The sequence below is a fragment of the Nocardia sp. NPDC003183 genome (assembly GCF_053590715.1).
The window spans coordinates 1,385,279-1,402,970 of sequence record NZ_JBSFTG010000001.1; the positions used below are offsets into that span (position 1 = coordinate 1,385,279).

13 protein-coding genes are annotated in these 17,692 nt (G+C 68.0%); 3 read left to right on the plus strand and 10 right to left on the minus strand.

Features of this window, described 5'->3' with window-relative positions:
- Nucleotides 1-128: 128 nt before the first annotated feature.
- Together ACWDXS_RS06360 and ACWDXS_RS06365 are read left to right on the plus strand one after the other, a co-directional pair.
- Entirely contained in the window at nucleotides 129-1,007 is an 879-nt protein-coding gene (locus ACWDXS_RS06360) for a sulfurtransferase (RefSeq protein ID WP_449962714.1), read from the plus strand.
- 44 nt (nucleotides 1,008-1,051) lie between these two features.
- Entirely contained in the window at nucleotides 1,052-1,723 is a 672-nt protein-coding gene (locus ACWDXS_RS06365; RefSeq protein WP_449962717.1) for a histidine phosphatase family protein, read from the plus strand.
- A 1-nt stretch (nucleotide 1,724) separates the two neighbouring features.
- On the opposite strand, the gene car is transcribed toward ACWDXS_RS06365, so the two are convergent.
- The 8 genes from car to ACWDXS_RS06405 are packed head-to-tail and all read right to left on the minus strand — an operon-like array spanning nucleotide 1,725 to nucleotide 14,551.
- Nucleotides 1,725-5,159 carry a carboxylic acid reductase gene (gene car / locus ACWDXS_RS06370; protein ID WP_449962720.1) on the minus strand — a complete coding sequence of 1,145 codons (3,435 nt, stop codon included), beginning with the start codon at nucleotides 5,157-5,159 and terminating at the stop codon, nucleotides 1,725-1,727.
- 4 nt (nucleotides 5,160-5,163) lie between these two features.
- Nucleotides 5,164-5,919 (minus strand): SDR family oxidoreductase, encoded by a 756-nt coding sequence (locus ACWDXS_RS06375; RefSeq protein ID WP_449962723.1) that lies wholly within the window; start codon nucleotides 5,917-5,919, stop codon nucleotides 5,164-5,166.
- Nucleotides 5,916-6,752, minus strand: coding sequence for a TauD/TfdA family dioxygenase (locus ACWDXS_RS06380; protein ID WP_449962726.1), 837 nt, complete (start codon nucleotides 6,750-6,752; stop codon nucleotides 5,916-5,918). The genes ACWDXS_RS06375 and ACWDXS_RS06380 overlap by 4 nt, the downstream gene beginning before the upstream one ends.
- Entirely contained in the window at nucleotides 6,736-8,034 is a 1,299-nt protein-coding gene (locus ACWDXS_RS06385; RefSeq protein ID WP_449962729.1) for an aspartate aminotransferase family protein, read from the minus strand. The genes ACWDXS_RS06380 and ACWDXS_RS06385 overlap by 17 nt, the downstream gene beginning before the upstream one ends.
- Nucleotides 8,035-8,060: 26 nt before the next feature.
- Nucleotides 8,061-12,203, minus strand: a complete 4,143-nt coding sequence (locus ACWDXS_RS06390) for an AMP-binding protein (RefSeq protein WP_449962732.1) — start codon at nucleotides 12,201-12,203, stop codon at nucleotides 8,061-8,063.
- Nucleotides 12,200-12,739, minus strand: coding sequence for a DUF6309 family protein (locus ACWDXS_RS06395; RefSeq protein ID WP_379314364.1), 540 nt, complete (start codon nucleotides 12,737-12,739; stop codon nucleotides 12,200-12,202). The genes ACWDXS_RS06390 and ACWDXS_RS06395 overlap by 4 nt, the downstream gene beginning before the upstream one ends.
- Nucleotides 12,740-12,751: 12 nt before the next feature.
- Nucleotides 12,752-13,549 (minus strand): phytanoyl-CoA dioxygenase family protein, encoded by a 798-nt coding sequence (locus tag ACWDXS_RS06400; RefSeq protein WP_449962736.1) that lies wholly within the window; start codon nucleotides 13,547-13,549, stop codon nucleotides 12,752-12,754.
- A gap of 30 nt (nucleotides 13,550-13,579) precedes the next feature.
- The gene (locus ACWDXS_RS06405) at nucleotides 13,580-14,551 is read right to left on the minus strand and encodes an NAD-dependent epimerase/dehydratase family protein (RefSeq protein ID WP_378994793.1); all 972 of its coding nucleotides are present in this window, start codon (nucleotides 14,549-14,551) and stop codon (nucleotides 13,580-13,582) included.
- Between the two features lie 421 nt (nucleotides 14,552-14,972).
- On the opposite strand from ACWDXS_RS06405, the gene ACWDXS_RS06410 reads away from it, so the two are divergent.
- Entirely contained in the window at nucleotides 14,973-15,989 is a 1,017-nt protein-coding gene (locus ACWDXS_RS06410) for a zinc-dependent alcohol dehydrogenase family protein (protein ID WP_449962740.1), read from the plus strand.
- 212 nt (nucleotides 15,990-16,201) lie between these two features.
- Here the strand turns inward: ACWDXS_RS06410 and ACWDXS_RS06415 are convergent, their stop codons facing one another.
- Together ACWDXS_RS06415 and ACWDXS_RS06420 are read right to left on the minus strand one after the other, a co-directional pair.
- Complete coding sequence (locus ACWDXS_RS06415) at nucleotides 16,202-16,957, minus strand: MerR family transcriptional regulator (RefSeq protein ID WP_449962743.1); 756 nt, start codon at nucleotides 16,955-16,957, stop codon at nucleotides 16,202-16,204.
- Between the two features lie 116 nt (nucleotides 16,958-17,073).
- On the minus strand, nucleotides 17,074-17,616 hold the full coding sequence (locus ACWDXS_RS06420) for an MOSC domain-containing protein (RefSeq protein ID WP_449962746.1): 543 nt from the start codon (nucleotides 17,614-17,616) through the stop codon (nucleotides 17,074-17,076).
- Nucleotides 17,617-17,692 lie beyond the last annotated feature (76 nt).

Consider the following 17,692-nt stretch of genomic DNA (forward strand, 5'->3'; position numbering starts at 1 on the left):
TCCATGAGTTCAACTTGATGGCCCGAGAGGACACGGGTTTCACTCACGCAGATCGGTGGTCTGGTGCGAGCCCGGCGGTGCTCGCTAGATTCGGAATCCAGTGCCCACCAGTGCAATCGGAGGTCCCCATGGGGCAGACCGTCCATCACACGGTGTCCGTCTCCTGGCTCCGTGACCATCGGGGCGAGCCCGACCTGCTGGTCGTGGACGCGAGCACCGACTTCACTGTGCTCGACGACGCGACATTCACCCTGGAGTCGGGGCGCACCGCGTACGCGGCAGCCCATGTCCCGGGCGCGGTGTTCGCCGACCTACTCACCGACTTCGCCGATCCGGCGTCCGATCAACCGTGCACCGCACCGGAATCGGAGCGCTTCGCCGCGGCCGCAGGCGCGATCGGCATCGGCGACGGGGTACGCGTCGTCGTCTACGACCAGCACGACGGAATCTGGGCCACTCGCTTCTGGTGGCACTTGCGTTTGGAGGGTTTCGACGACGTCGCGGTCCTCGACGGCGGCCTTCCCGCATGGCGGGCGGCGGGCGCCGAGGTTTCGGACTCCCCGGTGACACCCACACCGGCCACCTTCACCGCCCGCCGCCGCCCTGGCCTCATCCGATCCACCAACGAGGTCGAGGCGGCGACAGCCGATGACAAGTTCCTGCTCGTGGGCGTCCTGGACGCCGCGACCTATCGTGGCGAGACAGACGTTTTCGCCCGACCCGGCCACATCCCTGGAAGCATCAACCTGCCGATCGACCAGATCCGCGACCCGGAGACCGGCGCACTACGCCCCCTCGAGGAACTGCGGGCCTTGTTCGCTGCCGCGGGTCTGCTCGATCCAGCGATCACACCCGTGACCTACTGCGGCGGAGGCGTCGCGGCAACGGGGGTCGCCCACGCGTTGGCACTGGTCGGGCGCGACGATGTCGCTGTCTACGACGGATCCCTGACCGCATGGACCGCCGACCCCACGCTACCTCTGGTCGTCGGCGAGCAGCCTGGTTGACCCAACAGCTCCGGTCGGCACCCCGTGTGCCGGAACATGGAGGCATGGACCACGGCGGACAGAATTCGACGGGAAAGCTGGTCATGGTGCGCCATGGCGAGTCGCACGGCAATGTCGGCAAGCGGCTCGAAACTCGTGTTCCCGGACCATCTCTCACCGAACGCGGCACCGCACAGGCCGCACGATTCGGAGCTGCCGTCGCCGGTTCGCCGCGACTGTTCTGCTCGGCTGCGCTGCGGGCCCGCCAGACCGCCGAGCAGATCGAGTCGGTCATCGGAGGTCCGGTGATTGTGCTGGACGGTGTGCACGAGGTGCAGGCCGGCAACTTCGAGGGAGTCGACACCGACGTCGCGCACCAGGCATTCCACCAGACCTATCAACGGTGGCACAGTGGGGAACTCGACCTGGCGGTTCCCGGCGGCGAAGCGGGCAACGATGTGCTCGACCGGTTCCTGCCGGTGCTCGAGGATCTGCGCACTCGGTACCTGACGCCGGGTGCGGGCACTGATGTGGTGCTGGTCAGTCACGGTATGGCGATGCGGCTGGCGGCCGGCGCGATCGGCGGTGTGCCCACGGCGTTCGCCGCGAGCACACGCCTCGACTTCACCCAGACGATCGAGCTGACGCCGCGCTACGGTCCGGCAGCGCAGTTCCTCGGCTGGGGATGTACGCGGTGGGGACACCACGTCCCACCGTTCGGCGACATCGCTACGTAGCTCAGACGCTGTCCCCCAGCAGGTTCAGCGCCCGGAAGTCGGCGAGATACTTGCCGATGAGAGCGCGATCGAGATGCGGGACGGCCAGGCCGACGGCGCGCAGTGCTTCCTGAAACTGCTTGGTGGGCAGTGCTGTTCGTGGCTCGGCAGGTTGCCGATAGGCCGGCAGCAGCGGGAGCACCGAGCGACGGCGGAGCGGTTCGGGCAAACGGGTCAGTGCCGCTTCGAACCGGCCGAGCCACTCCGGGTAGCTGTCGATCCGCCGCACGGGCAGACCTGCCTCGATCAGCCAGTCCACCAGCCGGTCCAGCGAAACGCCGTCGTCGTGGGGATTGGCGACATGGAAGACCCGGTGATCCGGTCGGGGATCACCCCCGAGCGCCGTGATCGCCGCCGCGGTGAAGTCGACCGGAAGCCCGTCGTAGTGATCGTGGACAGGCCCGCCGCGGACGAACGACCGCGGCGCGACCCCGGTGGCACCCAGGCTCACCAGCAGCCGGGTGAAGGCATCCGCGACATTGAGCTGACCGGTGTAGCGGCGGTGTGCCAAGGCCATGTTCGAGCGGAACACCGTCACCGGGAGTCCGCAGCGGTCATGGGCTGTGCGCAGCAGTATCTCCCCCGCCCACTTTCCTGCCTCGTAGCCGTTGGCGTAGCTGTCGTCGATGCGGCGACCGGGTGCGGCGACCCGGATGTCAGCGTCCTCGTCGAGCGCCGAGGAGTCGGCGACCGCGATCGTGGACAGGAAGTCGACCGACTTCACGCGGGTGGTCGACGCCAGCCGGATGATCTCGGCGGTCCCCACCACATTCGCGTCGAACAGATGCCGGTACGGGAGAACATGATTGACGTGCGCTGCTGCGTGCACGACATGGTCGACCCGCGCAGCCAGCCGCTCCCAAGCCGCACGGCCCACGCCGAGAGCGGGTTGCGCGATATCGCCGACAACGATCTCGAGATGCCGGGCCGCCAGCGCCCGGAACTCCGCACGCAGATCGACGTCGCTGTCGAAGACGTCGTCGAGCCTGCATCGCGCCGCCGCCGGGTCCGCACCACGCACCAGACAGATCAGCGTGCCACCGATATCGGCCAACCGGCGCAGCCATTCCAGACACAGGAAGCGCCCGATATAGCCGGTCGCACCGGTCAGCAGGACGGTGCCGGCGACCTCGGCGACCGAAGGTAGCGCGTGCGCCCTCGCGACCGTCGCGGGGTCGAGGAACGCCTCCAGCGTCAAGTCCTCGGCACGCACCTGGACAGTGTCGTCCCCGTGGACGGCAGCGAAGCTCGGGCGCGCGAACTCCGGCTGTCGTTGTCGCCGAACGTATTCCGCGATCGCGGCGAAGTCCGTGCCCGGACCGGTGAGCAGCCCGGCGGGCAACTCCACGTCGAGCAGTTCGCTCAGCAGGCTCGAATACGTCACGACAGCCAGCGAATCACCGCCCAGATCGGTAAAACTCGCGCCGACGGGCAGATCCTTCTCGGCACCGCCGACGACCGCCCTGGCAGCCCGCACGACGACATCGAGCAACGGAAGCTCGGCCGCGCGCGCCCGCAGTTCACGCAGTTCGGCCGCCCGGTCGTCGGCGTGATCACGATAGATCCCCTCCAACCTCGCCTCGTAGCGCTCCCGCACCTTCGGGCGAAGCAGCTTACCCAGGCCGGACAGCAGACCGTTGTCGGCGGTGAAAGGTGCTGTTTCGACCAGGAAGTCGCGCGGGATCTCGTGGGCGGCCAGCCCCGTCTCCGACGCAACCTCGCGCAGGGCCGCCGTGAGCGCCGAGTCCAGTGACCCTGCGGCCAGTGCTTCGTCGGTCGGCACGATCACCGCGAGCAGGTAGGCGCGCTCGCTGGAGCCGTAGACGAAGATTTGCCGGATCAGCGGGCTGGTCCCATAGACGGCCTCCAGCCGGGCTACCGTCACGAACTCGCCGTTGGACAGCTTGAGCACGTTGTTGCGCCGGTCGAGATAGACGAGGTGGTCGGGTGCGATCTCGGTCATGACATCGCCGGTGCGGTAGTAGCCCTCCGCGTCGAAGATCGCCGCGGACAGCTCGGGCCGGCGGTAGTAACCCGGGATCGCGGTGGATGCGCGCACCAGCAGTTCACCGCGCGGATGTGGCCGGTCGGTGGTGAAGTAGCCCAGCTCGGGCACGTCGAGCAGCTTGTAGTCGGTCACCGGCGGACGCTGGATGCGATGGTCGAGCAGGATGTCGAGTGCTTCGGTGGCGCCGTACCCGTCGTGCAGTGCGAAGCCGAGCAGTGCCTCGGCGAACAGTTTCGCGTCGGCGGCCATCGGGGCGCTACCGAAGATGGCGTACACCGCGCGTCCGCCGAGCACCTCGCGGCGCAGGGTGTCGAGGGCGGCCTCGCGCGCGAGGTCCGGGTCCGCGCCCGCTGCTCGGCGCCGGTCCACGTCGTCCCGGAACCGGTGCAGCAGCAGCTCACAGACCCTCGGCGCGAAAGCGATCTCCGTGGGCCGCACCAGCGCGAGGTCGTCGAGCAGAGTCGAACGATCGGGACGCCCCGTGAAATAGGTGGTGCCGCCACGACCGAACGTGCCGTAGAGCGAAAGCCGCGCCGCCACATGGCTCATCGGCATATACGCCAGGGTGAGGGCGGGCACCGGACTGGCATTGAGCCACATCCTCGTGACCAGCCGCTGGGTGTAGATCGCGCCTTTGGGCGTTCCGGTGCTGCCCGAGGTGTAGATGAGCAGGCTCATCGAGTCGGCGTCATCGGCGAACAACGGAGCCGGCGGCTCGGCACGGCCGTCGCTGACGATCTCGTCGAGCGTGCGCACGGCGACAAAGGGCAGTCGGCGTCGAGCGTCGGCGAGAATGCGGGCGTGCTCGTCGTCTCCGAGGTTCACATCGAAGATGATCAGAGCCCGTGGAAACCACTGTGCCGGAATGCTTCCCACTGCCCGGTCGAGGAACTCCACTCCTACCGCGAGGACGCGCGGCGCGGTCTCGGTCAGGATCGTTGCCAGTTCGCCACCGGATGCGTTGGCCTGCAGCGGAACTGCCACGGCACCCAGATGCACGCACGCGAGATCGAGCGTCGCGTAGTCGCCACCGGTGACCCCGAGGATCGCCACGAAGTCACCGGGTCGCAACCCGAAGCCCCACCAGGACGCCGCGACCGCACCGACGCGATCCCACAGCTCACGATAGGTGATGGTGTGGAACTCCGACCGCAATCGTGTTGTTCGACAGCCTGTCTCACTGTCGACAACGAGTTCGGTGACCCGCTGCCCGACGGCGGGCCGATCACCGTAGCCGGTCATCACCGTCTCGGCGAGATGAGCCAACGGCAGTGCGGGTTGTCGAAGCTTCGCCGAGAGTTCTGGGTCGCGCAGCGCGGCCCTGGCCTGCGCGTCGCCCTCGCACAGGATCTCGATCCGGCGTTCCAGCGGAATGCCCGCACTGCGCATGGTCTCAGCCCCTGCCCACGAACGGCATCGTCGTCGGGAAGACGCCGAGAAATTGGATATTCGTGTCCAGCGGCATCGAGGCCATCAGCACCAGCGCCTCGGTGAACCGCTCGGCCGGGATGGTCTGTTCGACCGCCAGTGTGCCGTCGGCCTGCCGCGCCGCCGGTTGCCCACTGCCGTCGGGCGGCGTCACATTGCCGACATCTATTTGCCCGCAGGCGATTCCGTGCGCGCGCCCATCCAGTGACAGCGCCCGGGTCAGGCCGAGCAGCGCGTGTTTGGCCGTCGTGTAGGCGATGGCATTGGGTCTGGGCGCGTGCGCGGACGGCGCGCCCATATTGATGATCCGGCCACCACCGGGCGACTGGGCACGCATCACGCGGAAGGCCTGCTGCGCGCACAGGAACGCCCCGGTGACGAGAGTGTCGAGTGCGCGATTCCAGTCCTCGACTCGGATGTCCTCGATGGGACAGCGCGGTACCGCCGCCCCGGCGTTGTTGAACAGCAGATCCAGGCGGCCGAAATACCGCTGTACTCCGGTGAACAGGTCGGCGACCGCGGTGGGATCGGTGATGTCGGCGGGTGCCACCAGGACTCGGCTCGCGGGGACGTTCGCGAGGTCGGCGGTCTCCTTCAGCAGCGTTTCGCGACGGCCGGTCAGCGCCACCGCCCAGCCCTGCTCGAGCAGCGCGAGGGCCGCCGCGCGGCCCAGCCCACTACCCCCACCGGTGACCAGGGCGATGCGATCTTCGGTGCTCATCGGTTCTCCTTGTCCACCCACAGCCGCAGCACGCGGCGCGCTTTCGGTCCCGGTTGGTCGACGTAGGGCGATCGACCGTGCAGTGCCCGGCTGTTGCGGATGATCAGCAGATCGCCCGCGGCCAGCATCAGATCGAAGCCGACGCCGGGGCGGTGCAGCACCTCGTCGAGTACGTCGAGCGCGGCGAGCCGGGGTGCGTCGGCGGGGTCGTCCGCATTCAGCGAGGCACGCACGGTTCGGGTCTGGTAGTAGCAGCCGATGGTGCCGTCGGGCTGGGTGAACAGGATGGGCGACACCACGATCTGCGGTCCGGCACGGCCGGTGCGGTCGTAGGTCCAGTCACCACGCAGCAGCGAAAGGGTCTCGCGGTCTTCGGCTTCCAGGATGTCGTTGACCCGGCGGGCGTTGGCGAGCCGAGTGAATCCCTGCCCGTCCGCCGCCGGTTGCAGACACACCAGGACCAGCAGATCGCAGGTGTCGCAATGGAATCCGAGTGCGGTGGCGCCGTCTCCCTCGCGATCTCGCAGGACCTGGCGCAGGTCCCCCGCGCCGTTCTGCGGAACGACCACGCCGATCCCGTCGAGCACGAACAGCAGCGTGCGGGTGATGTCGTCTTCCGAGGCGGCGGGATCGACGAAGTCGGCGACGTGGGCGAACCCCACCCGTTCGACAGCGCCGTCGACGAAGGCGTGCACGGCGGTCCGCACCTTGCCCGCGTCGTCATCGGTCGCGGCGAGGGTGTCGCGGTCGTCGCCGGGCAGTCGCAGCGACCACACCGCGGGGTCGCGAGCGATCTCGGCTGCGTCCCAGCTGATCTCAACGGATTTCGACATGGTTGGTCCCGTTCCTTTCTGCGCCGTCACCGGTCGCGAGGCCGACGGCCTTCGACCACAGCGCGACCGCGGTGTCGATCTGGTCGGCCGTCACCACCAGCGCCGGGATCATCCGGACGACATTTCCGTAGGGTCCACAGGTCAGCAGCAACAGCCCCAGCGCCGCGGCGGCCTGCTGCGCGCGTTTGGCGGTGTCGGGATCCGGTGTGCCCTCGGGCGTGCAGAACTCGATGCCGATCATCAGGCCGAGCCCACGGACGTCCGCGATACCGGGAACGGCCAGCGCGTCGGCGCGAATCGCGGCGAGCAGTCGTTCACCCTGGACCGCGGCGTTCTCGACCAGCTGCTCGTCCCGGATCACCGCCAAGGTCGCCAGGGCGGCCGCGCAGGCCACGGCATTGCCGCCATAGGTTCCGCCCTGCGAGGACGGCCAGGCCCGGCGCATCAGCTCGGTGGACGCGGCGATGGCCGAGAGCGGGAACCCGCTCGCCAAACCCTTGGCGGTGACCAGGATGTCGGCGCGCGCATCCGGTTCGTGCTGATGCGCCCAGAATTTCCCGGTGCGGCCGAACCCGGTCTGCACCTCGTCGAGGATCAGCAGCATGCCGTGGCGATCGGCCCGTTCACGCAGTCCGGCGAGGAATCCCGGCGGTGCGGGCACATAACCCCCCTCGCCGAGCACGGGTTCGACGAGCAACGCGGCGGTCTCGGCGGGCGCGGTCACGGTGGCCAGAACATGATCGAGACCGTGCAGCGCGTGGTCGACGGCGGCCTCCTCGCTCAGGCCGAGCCGGAACGCCGCCGGGAACGGTGCCACCGCCACACCGGGCATCAGCGGCCCGATACCGGCCCGATATCGGGTCGAGGCGGTGGTCAGGGCGGCCGCCCCCATCGTGCGGCCGTGGAAGGACCCGTCGAACACGACGACGTTGGGTCTGCCCGTGGCGTGCCGGGCCAGGCGTACCGCGGCCTCGATCGCCTCACTGCCGGAGTTGCTGTAGAACAGCGAATCCAGACCGGGCGGCAGCACCGAGCCGAGCTGCGCGGTCAGTTCGAGCAGCGGCTCGTGCAGGACCGTCGTGTACTGGCCGTGGATCAAGCGAGCGACCTGCTGTTGCGCGGCCTCCACGACGCGGGGATGGCAGTGGCCGGTGCTGGTCACCCCGACACCGGCGGTGAAATCGAGATACTGCTCGCCTGCCGCGTCGAACAGATACATGCCCGCACCGCGGCATGCGGTGACGGAAGTGGCCTGGGCGAGAACCGGGGAAAGCTCGGACATTCGACCTCCTATCGATGGGATGTGGGTCAGGCGGTGCGGTCGGCGGTCGCGACGGCCGGGAAGTACCCGGCCTCGGCCCCCCACGCCAGCGCGGTCGACCACCATCGCGGGGTGGGCGCGGCGAAATGGATGCCGAGTCGGTTGAGCGCGGCGACGGTCCAGGAACTATCGATCCGCACATTGCGGTCCGCGTCGTGGTGCGACCACGCCATGGCCTGCCGCACCGCGGCCGAATGCGACCGCTCGACCCGGGCGAGTGCGGCCGTGAACGCGGTGTCGTCGGTGAGCACGACCGGGTAGCCGGCCGCGGCGCTCCAGGCCACGAGCTCGTCGTGGGCCACCAGATGCGGGGTTTCGACGTGATAGACCCCGGGCGCGCAGGCGGGTCGGCCTGCCAGTGTGGCGATCGCCGCGGCGACGGTGTCGACATAGGAGAACCCGAAACTCACCGCGGGCCGACGTGGCGCGGCACCGGCGAGCAGGTAGCCGCGGATCATCTGGTAGACGCGGTTGTCCCCGATATTGCGTTGGAACGCCCCGGTCCGGCTGTCGGCCGCGATGTGCCCGCTGCGATGGATATAGCACTGCCGACCCTGGGCAGCCCACCGTCGCACGGTCAGTTCGGCCCCGAATTTGGCCCGTTCGTAGGGCGTTCGGAAGTACTGGCCGATCCGCAGGTCGGCTTCGCTGAATCGTCGCGCGGTGCCTTCGACACCGCCGGCGACGCCGAGGGTCGACAGGTGGTGGAACCGGGCGTCGGGTGCGTGCGCGTCGATCCAGGCAAGGAGTCCGGACACCGCGGCGTGGTTGGTTCGTTCGAGTTCGGCGGGTGCGGCGACCAGTCGGGTGTCTGCCGCGGCGTGGATGATCACCTGTGCCCGGCCCGCCGCGCGGGTCGCGTCGACCGACATCCCGAGGTCGGTCCGGGTGATGTCACCGGCGAGCACCCGGATACCCCGCACGTGGCGCAGCCGCTGCCGGGCCTCGATGTCGCGCTCCCCGCGCACCAGACACGTCACCTGCGCGTTGCGTGCGAGCAGCGCCGAGAGCAGATGCCCGCCCAGGTAGCCGGTCGCGCCGGTGACCAGCACTCGGGGCGCCTCCTCGACCACCCGCACCCCGGCCCGCGGTGCGCGCGCGCCCGCGAGCAGAACCTGCCCCGACGTCGACAGTGCCGATGTCGTGGCGGGGGCCGCGACCGTGCCCGCGTACTCGGCGACGGCACCGGCGAAACGGGTCATGATCTGGCGCGCCCGGTCGTCGGAGTCCGGGGACCCCGGGTGTACCAGGTCGGTGACGAGGCGGCCCTCGACGATGCGAGCTGTGAGCTTGAGCCGGTAGAGCAGGTCGCAGTGGGGATTGCGCGCGGTACCCGCCTGTTCCGGCGCGACCGACCAATCCAGGGTCTGCTTGTCCGGCAATTCGAACGTGCCGAGAAAATTGAACCCGATGTCGGGGCGCGCACCCACGGTGTCCATCGGCTGCTCGGGCGTGCCCGCGAGGAGGCGCTCGATCTCCGCGGCGGAGTGGGTGGGCTCCGACGGCGAACGTCGTTCCAGCAGTATCCATTTGGCGGCGGTGAACCAGCCGACCGTATCGAGGTACTCACCGCCGCCGTCACCGGCGTCACGGCCGTGGGTCTCCACCTCGACCGCGAGCGACTGCTCCTCACCGCGCTGCACCGCCGCGGCGAATGCCGACAGCAGCAGGGCTTCGAGCCCTTGCGCACCGCCGTACTCGCGAACGAGCGCGGCCGTCGCGGTCCGGTCCAACGTCCACACCAGGCTCGCCGGTCGTGGCGCCGGCCCGATCGTGCGAGCCGGGCGCCGCACCACCGCGGCCACGGAGCCGCCACGATCGGCCGCCCAACGGTAGTAGTCACCGGTACCTGGCAGGTCGAACTGCTTGCCGTGCAATGCCGTTCGATACGCGTAGGCGAGATCGTCGAGCAGGATGTGCCAGGAGAACCCGTCGACGGCCAGGTGGTGGACCACGATGGCGAGGCGATCGTCGTGGTCGTCACCGCCGTCGAACAGGTGCACGCGCAGGAGCCGCCCCGCCGCCGGATCCAGGCCGAGGTGCAAGTCGGTGCAGGTACCCTCGACGAACTCCGCGATCCCCGCGGCCGATCGCGGCAGCCGGGAGAACGAGACCGTCGCCACCTCGTCGACGTCGCGACAGGCGCCCGGTCCGGTGGGCCCGATCTCGGTACGCAGCACAGCATGTCGCTCGGCAAGATCGGTCACTGCACGCGACAGGACACCGGCGTCTACAGCGTGACCGCAGCGCAGCACCACCGACTGATTCCACTGCCGGTGATCACCGACCGGCTGTGCGAACATCCACCGCTGGGCAGGCCCGAGCCGGCGACCGGGCTGCTGTCCCCCGCCGGCCTTCGACGCGCCGGCGTCGATCGGTCGTGCGACCGCCGCCAGCCGCCGCGGAGTCGCATGCTGGTAGAAGTCGTCGAAAGTCACGCGCTGACCACGCCGGTAGAGGTAGGCGATCGTGCGCATGGCCAGAATCGAATCGCCACCGAGGTCGATGATGTCGGCCTCGGGATCGACCGACTGCACTCCCAGCGCACCTGCCCACAATGCGGCGATGCTGTGTGCGAGGCCGCCCGCCGGATCGTCGCCTCGACGAGTCGAGCCGGCGGCACCGCCCGCACGGGAGTCGAGCAGTGCGGTCACCATCACGCCGACGCGGGGGCGATCCAGCTTGCCCGTGGACCCCAGCGGCAGTTCCGGCAGCACGAAGATCGGCTGTGGCACCGCGTAACCCGGCAGCACTTCGTGCAAGTAGGCACGCAGTGCCGCCAGTGTCGCGGCATCGTCGGTGCGCGGCGTCAGCCGAACAGCCGCACGGAGCCGAGGGCCCACGGCCGTCGACTGGACGACCACGGCTGCCCGCTCGACGCCGGGCACGCACTCGGCGGCTCGTTCGACCTCGGCGGGATCGACCCGGAACCCCCGAACTTTCACCTGACGGTCGACGCGGCGCACGAACACGAGTGCTCCGTCCGCGCGCCGCCGACAGATGTCGCCGGTGCGGTAGACCCGGTCGTCGTCGCGCGGTACGAACTTTCTCGCGGTGTCGCCCGGTGACCCGAAATAGCCTGCGGTGACCCCCCTTCCGCCGATGTACAGCTCACCCTCCGATCCGTCGGGGACCGGCTCGCCCCGGTCGTCGAGCAAGCGCAGCGTCGTTGTCGCGCCGATGGCCGTTCCGATGGGAACGACCTCCTCCTCTGGCAGTTCGGCCGCCGTGGTCGCAACGAAGCACGTCGCGCCGACGGTCGTCTCGGTGGGACCGTAGTGATTGACCACCCGGTGCGCGATACCGCGGGTGAGCAAGCTCGCGGCGAAGGTGCGGGAGAGCGGTTCGCCGCCGAGCAGCACCGCGTCCAAAGGCTCACGGTCCGCGTCCTGTTCGAGTGCGCCCAGGTGAGACGGCGTCGTCTTCAGTACCGAGATACCCGCCCGGCGCACCGCGGGCCAGAAGGCCGCTGGGTCGCGGGTGTCGCGATCGGCGACGACGTGCACCGAACCAGCGCTGGCCAGTGCGAGCAACCACGCCGTGTGGCCGAGATCGGCCGCCAATGTCGTGACATGTCCGACGCACGGCGCGTTGCCGGCATCGAAACCCAGCCGTTCGCACAGTGCCCGCGCATAGTGAGTCGCGTTGCCGTGTGTGACCGCAACCGCCTTCGGCTCGCCCGAGGACCCGGACGTGAACGAGAGATAGGCGAGGTCACCGGCATCGACGTGGCACGCACCGCCCCGTGCGTCGCTCTCGATCGCCTCGACCGGATCGATGACGACCGATCCGTAGTCGGTGACCGTCGCCGACACCGCACAGCGTGCCCCGACAGCGTCGAGTCGGCGACGCAATTGACCTGCACTCCACGAGGATTCGACCGGAACCGCGACCGCGCCGCGGCACCACACCCCGAACATCAGCGCGCATTGCCGGGCGTCTCGTTCGCCGAGAACAGCGACACGATCGCCCCGCCCGACCCCCGCCGCGCGCAGTCGGTCCGCGGTCACCTCGGCTATTCGCTCGACCTCGCGATAGGTGAACACGCGGTCGGCATCGGCCAGTGCGGGTCGCTGTGGGTGTTCGCGCGCGTTACGCCGCAACAGGTCGATCAGCGTGTCCGCGTTCATCGCCGCACACCTTCGCCGCGCAGCTCACCGGCCACGACACCGTCGATCAGATCCCCCTCGGGAAGCCTGCCCGCGAGTTCCCACGCGATCATGCGGTGCAGCCCGTCGAGGTGGAACAGTCCTTCCTCGGCCCGCAGATCGGCATAGTCGCTGTGCCCGGCCGGAGCGGCGCTGAGAAACACGGTGGTGAACGGCGCTTCGGTCAGGGCGGTGATCAGCCCCGTGCACACCGGGTTGGCGGCGGCCAGATCGGCCCGTTCGGTGCGCAGTCGCGCGGCCGCCTGTTCGACCGTCAGCCCGGTGCGCGGCACCAGTTCCCGGTCGCCGCCCTCGCTGAGATGCCAGGGCAGGGTCACCGCGGCCAGATCAGCCCGCGACAACAGCACCCGGGTCCAGGTGCCCGACAATTCATCACCCCGGCGAAGATTGTCCTCCCCTTCGCGGAACCGCACGCCCTCTTCGGCCCCGTGCGCGCAATGCTCATCCCGGTAGATCGCCAATACCTCGGCGAGATCGCTGTCTCCGACGATTCTCATGATCGGGCGCCCCTATCCTTGTGCGATATCGTCTCGGAAATGCTTGTCGGCGAACAACTCCGGCGAAAGCCCGGTGCCGAGGCCCAGCTCACGCGCACGTGCCAACATATGGCGCCAATACGGTTTCACCGGCCGCCAGCGCGCCGCGCCGGTCTGGCAATAGGACGCGTCGACGAAGTAGCGATGCCGGTCCGACGTCGTCGTCGACAGTCGTCGCGCGTGCAGTAACGCCGAATGCAAGAGCACCGTCGAACCCGGTGGTAGCGAATCGATCACCACTTCACCATCGAGATGGTCGGTGCCGACATGCGCCATCGCCGACTTTTCGCGCGACTGATGATGCGACCCCGGCAGAATCACCAGCGCGGCCATGGTGTCATCGAGTCCGGTGAGGTAATGCAGCGTGTGCACCATCGCCAGGGTGGAATCGGCCAGATCGTTGGGTTCGTAGTCGTGGTGCCACGATTTCGCCGCGATCGTCGCGTCATGGCGGTCACTGTGCAGATGGTGGTAGACGAAATCGGGTCCGAGCAGCTGGGACAGGATCGCCATCAGCGGCCGATACGTCAGGATTTCCCCGTGCGCGGGCAATTCCAGCTCCATCACCGGCGGTATTCCGTAAGTCGCGGGATCGCGGCAACTGTCGATGGACCGCGCACGTAATCCCTGGTCCACCCAGCGGTCCACTTCCGGCAACAGCCGTGCGCGCAGTTCGCCCGGAATCAGTCCCGGCACGATCAGATAGCCCGATTCGGCGAATTGTCTCGCCGCGAGAATTCCGGTGTGATCATCATCGAGAACAGGCCGCATCAGCCCGCCCCTCCCTTCGACAACAAGCGATTACACGGTGGGAACCAGAGACGCTTGCGCGTCCCGCAGCCAATTCAGGGTGCGTTCGATGCCATTCGGCAGGGCGGTGGTCGCCTCGAGGATTCGCTCGGCGCGGGCGCGGGCGACATCGAGGCAGCTGCGGCGCACTTCACCGTCGCGAGCGGCGGCATAATGCGGCAGCCACGCGGTCGGTTGCAGGCCGGCGGCGGTGCGAATCGCATCGACCAGTCCGTTGACGGTGATCTCGACCCCGGTTCCCACGTTGTATTCACCGAAACTGTGCTGACCACATTGCGCGGCAGCGATATTGGCTTCGACCACGTCGTCGACGTAGACGAAATCCCGGGTCTGCATTCCGTCGCCGTAGATGATCGGCGGACGACGATCCAGCGCGGCCGCGCAGAAACGCAGCACGACACCGGCATCACCGTCGAGTGATTGCCGCGGACCGTAGACATTGCTGTATCGCAAGGCCACGACATCGATATTCGTGGTGTCAGCGAACCAGCGCCCGTATCGTTCGCCCGCCCATTTCGCCAACCCATAGGCCGACGGTGGATCGGGCGCGGTCGCCTCGGGTGTCGGGTAGTGCGCGGACTCGCCGTAGATCGCACCGCCGGTCGAACTCAACACCACGCGCCGCACCCCGGCGGCCACTGCGGCGGCCAGCACACTGACCACACCGACCACGTTCTGCTCGGCGTCTGTCACCGGATCCGCGATCGAATAATGGACGCTGACCTGCGCGGCGAGATGGAACACCACATCCGGATGAAACCGCTGCATGATCTCACGGACGGTATCCGCCGATCGGACGTCCGCACTGACCAAGTCCGCGCCGCGGTGCAACGCCGACTCGAGATTTCGAACGTTGCCGTGGCTGAGGTCGTCCACCACGAGCACTTCGGCGCCGCGTGCCACGAGCGCATCTGTCACATGCGAACCGACAAATCCGGCACCTCCGGTCACCAACGCACGCATCACTCAGGCCCCCTGAGAAGAAGTGGTCGAGAACCATCACGAGTGGATGGCTCGAGTTGTGAACGATGTTGTCCTACAAAATATTTCGGAACATCTCGAACCCGACGGTCCAGTCACCGTAACACGCTGTTATCCAATGATGTTGCAACTCAACAGGTTTCAATATTGCGTTCGCAGTGCGAGTCATGATGTGACGCCGGGTCGAGTATCGGACACAGCCGAGGAGGTGCCGGCGGCGAGGTGCCCGGCCGGCAGATGCGCTGCGGAATCAGGGGATCACCTGGCGCGGGCGCCCCGAACGGGACATAAGCGACTCAGCTCTCGTTCCCGTCTTGCTTTGCACCACACTGTGTTTGGATCGAAACAATCGCATTACGCACTGCAGGTGGGTAATCGGTCGATCAACGGCAGGAGCGATCTCATGCGCGGCACCGTCATCCACGCCCCCGGCGACATCCGCGTCGAACAGCTGCCCGACCCCCGGATCGAGGCACCGACCGATGCGATCATCCGCACCGTCGCGACCTGCGTGTGCGGGACGGACCTGTGGGTCTACCGCGGCATCGAGGCCGTCCACGAACCGCAACCGATGGGACACGAGTACATCGGTGTCATCGAAGAGGTCGGTGCCGAGGTGCGCACGCTCCGGCCCGGCCAATTCGTCGTCGGCTCGTTCGCCACCTCCGACAACACCTGCCCGAACTGCCGCCACGGCTACCAATCCCGCTGTGTGCACCGCGCATTCCTGAGCACCTGCCAGGCCGAATACATCCGTATCCCGAATGCCGCGGGCACCCTCGTCGCGCTCGACGAGACCCCCGATCGCCGTCATCTCCCCAGCCTGCTCGCCCTCTCCGATGTGATGGGCACCGGCTGGTACGCCGCCATCGCCGCCGAAGTACACCCAGGGGCGACCGCAGCTGTGGTCGGCGACGGCGCGGTCGGGCTGTGCGCCGTCCTCGCCGCACGGGAACTGGGCGCCGAACGGATCATCGCGATGAGCAGGCATCCCGCACGACAAAAGCTCGCACTGGCGTTCGGCGCCACCGATATCGTCACCGAACGCGGCACGGAGGGCGTCGCGGTAATGCTGGAGCTCACCGGCGGTATCGGCGCGGACTCGGTGATGGAATGCGTCGGCACCGGCGAGTCGGTGACCCAGGCTCTGCGCTCGACCCGCGCGGGCGGGAATCTGGGCGTCGTCGGTATCCCCCATGCTGTCGAACTCGACAGTGCCGAGATCCTCGCGTCCGCGGTGGGTGTGCGCGGCGGCGCGGCCCCCGTGCGCCGGTTCCTTCCCGATCTCATCGACCGCGTCCGCACCGGCCGCATCGACCCCGGCCGAGTCTTCGACCTCGTGCTCCCCCTGGACCGGATCGCCGAGGGCTACCGCGCGATGAACGAACGCCGAGCCGTCAAAGCCCTTCTACTACCGTAGTTTTAGGCGCGTCGGATTTCGCACGACCTGCAGCTCACCGCCGCGGCCAGGGTCGCCATTGTGAGTCCCGGCAACGCCGCGACAGGCTCCAGCGCGTAGTCGCGCGCTGCCTTTCGGCGACCGATATTGCAGTGGGGCGCGGGAAGCATTCCCGAGCCCCACTGGTCGCCGTTGCTCGAGCGCCCTCGAATCAGTGGCCTTTGCCGAATCTGCTACTCGCGTGCGGCGTTCGCGGTCGTGATGAACTCGATCTGCGCGGGTGAGGGTCCGCAGAACTCGCTCTCGATCCGGTCGGACTCCTCGGCCTGCATCCGGTACATGCTCTCGCGCAGGCCTTCGTCGCCGCCGTGGAAGCCCTCCAAGAGCCTCATCCACCGAGCCGCCATTTCCTGCGCCTCGGGTGAGGTCGGGTCCGTGCCCGCCGCGATCGCCGCGTCGACCTGGGGGATCAGCACGGCCCAGTCCGCTTCGGCTTGCTGAATGCGCTGTTCACCGAGTTCCTCCCGGCGCAGCGCGAGCTGGGTCAACTGCTCTTCGGTGAAGTATTGCTTGATGGTGTCGTCGACCATGACGGTCCTCCTGATCAATTCCAGGAAGTGATCCGTGGATGCGTCCGACCGGCTTTGCACCGTGGCGGTCAGTGCCGCGACCAAGGCATGCAGATCCCGGGTCGCGGCCAGTTGCGCGGCCAGATAGTCGCGGTGAGCGGCCAGTACCTGCGTCATCGCCACGGAGCCCTCGAGCAGATCCGCGATCTGGTCGAGCCCCAGACCCAGTTGCCGCAGGGCCAGCACTTGATACAGCCGCTCGACATCGCTCGCGGTGTAGAGCCGGTGACCGGTGCCGGACCGTTGCGCCGGGTGTACCAACCCGATCCGGTCGTAGTGATGCAACATCCGCACCGTCAGTCCGGCCTCGGCCGCGAGCTCACCGACTTTCCACACACGCTCGGTTCCGCGCTGGTCCATCCGCTTCATCCCACTTCCACCGGCGCCCTGTGCGCCGGTGTCGTCGACGGTAGAACCTGACCTTACGTCAGGTGCAAGCCCGAATACGCCCGCCGAATCCAGAGTTCAGCACGTCGCTAGACCCGATCCAGTGGCTTCCACGGCTGCGGCGGAAGTTCGGCAACGATGTTGTCGCCGGGGCGGACCTCGCCACCGGTGACGACCACGCCCATGATTCCGGCCTTGCGCACAAGGGTGCCTGCCGCATCGTGGTGGACGAGCTGCTTCAACAGCCCGTCTTGGAACCTGTCGATCTGGACGCACGGGTTGCGTAGGCCGGTAATCTCCACGACCGCGGCGGAACCGATCCGCAGCAGCGTCCCCACCGGAAGTGCGAGTAGATCCAGGCCGCTGGTGGTGATGTTCTCGCCGAGATCGCCGGGGAACACTGCGAATCCGTGTTCGGCGACCTCGGTGAACAGTTCCTCGCGCATGAGGTGAACCTGCCGCAGGTTCGGCTGGGTCGGGTCCTGCGCGACCCGAGAGCGGTGTTTGACCGTTGTTCCGGCGTGGACATCGCCCTCCACACCGAGTCCTGTCAGGAGCCGAATGCTCGGTCTGGTCGGCTTGCTGAACGAGTACTCACCGTTGCTGTTCACCGCGATCACTGTGCCGCTCATCGTGTTTCGTGCCCCTCGTCGTTCGAAACGTCACGGCGAGCGTAACCCGGCACAACGCTGTCTCTCCGGCGTTTTT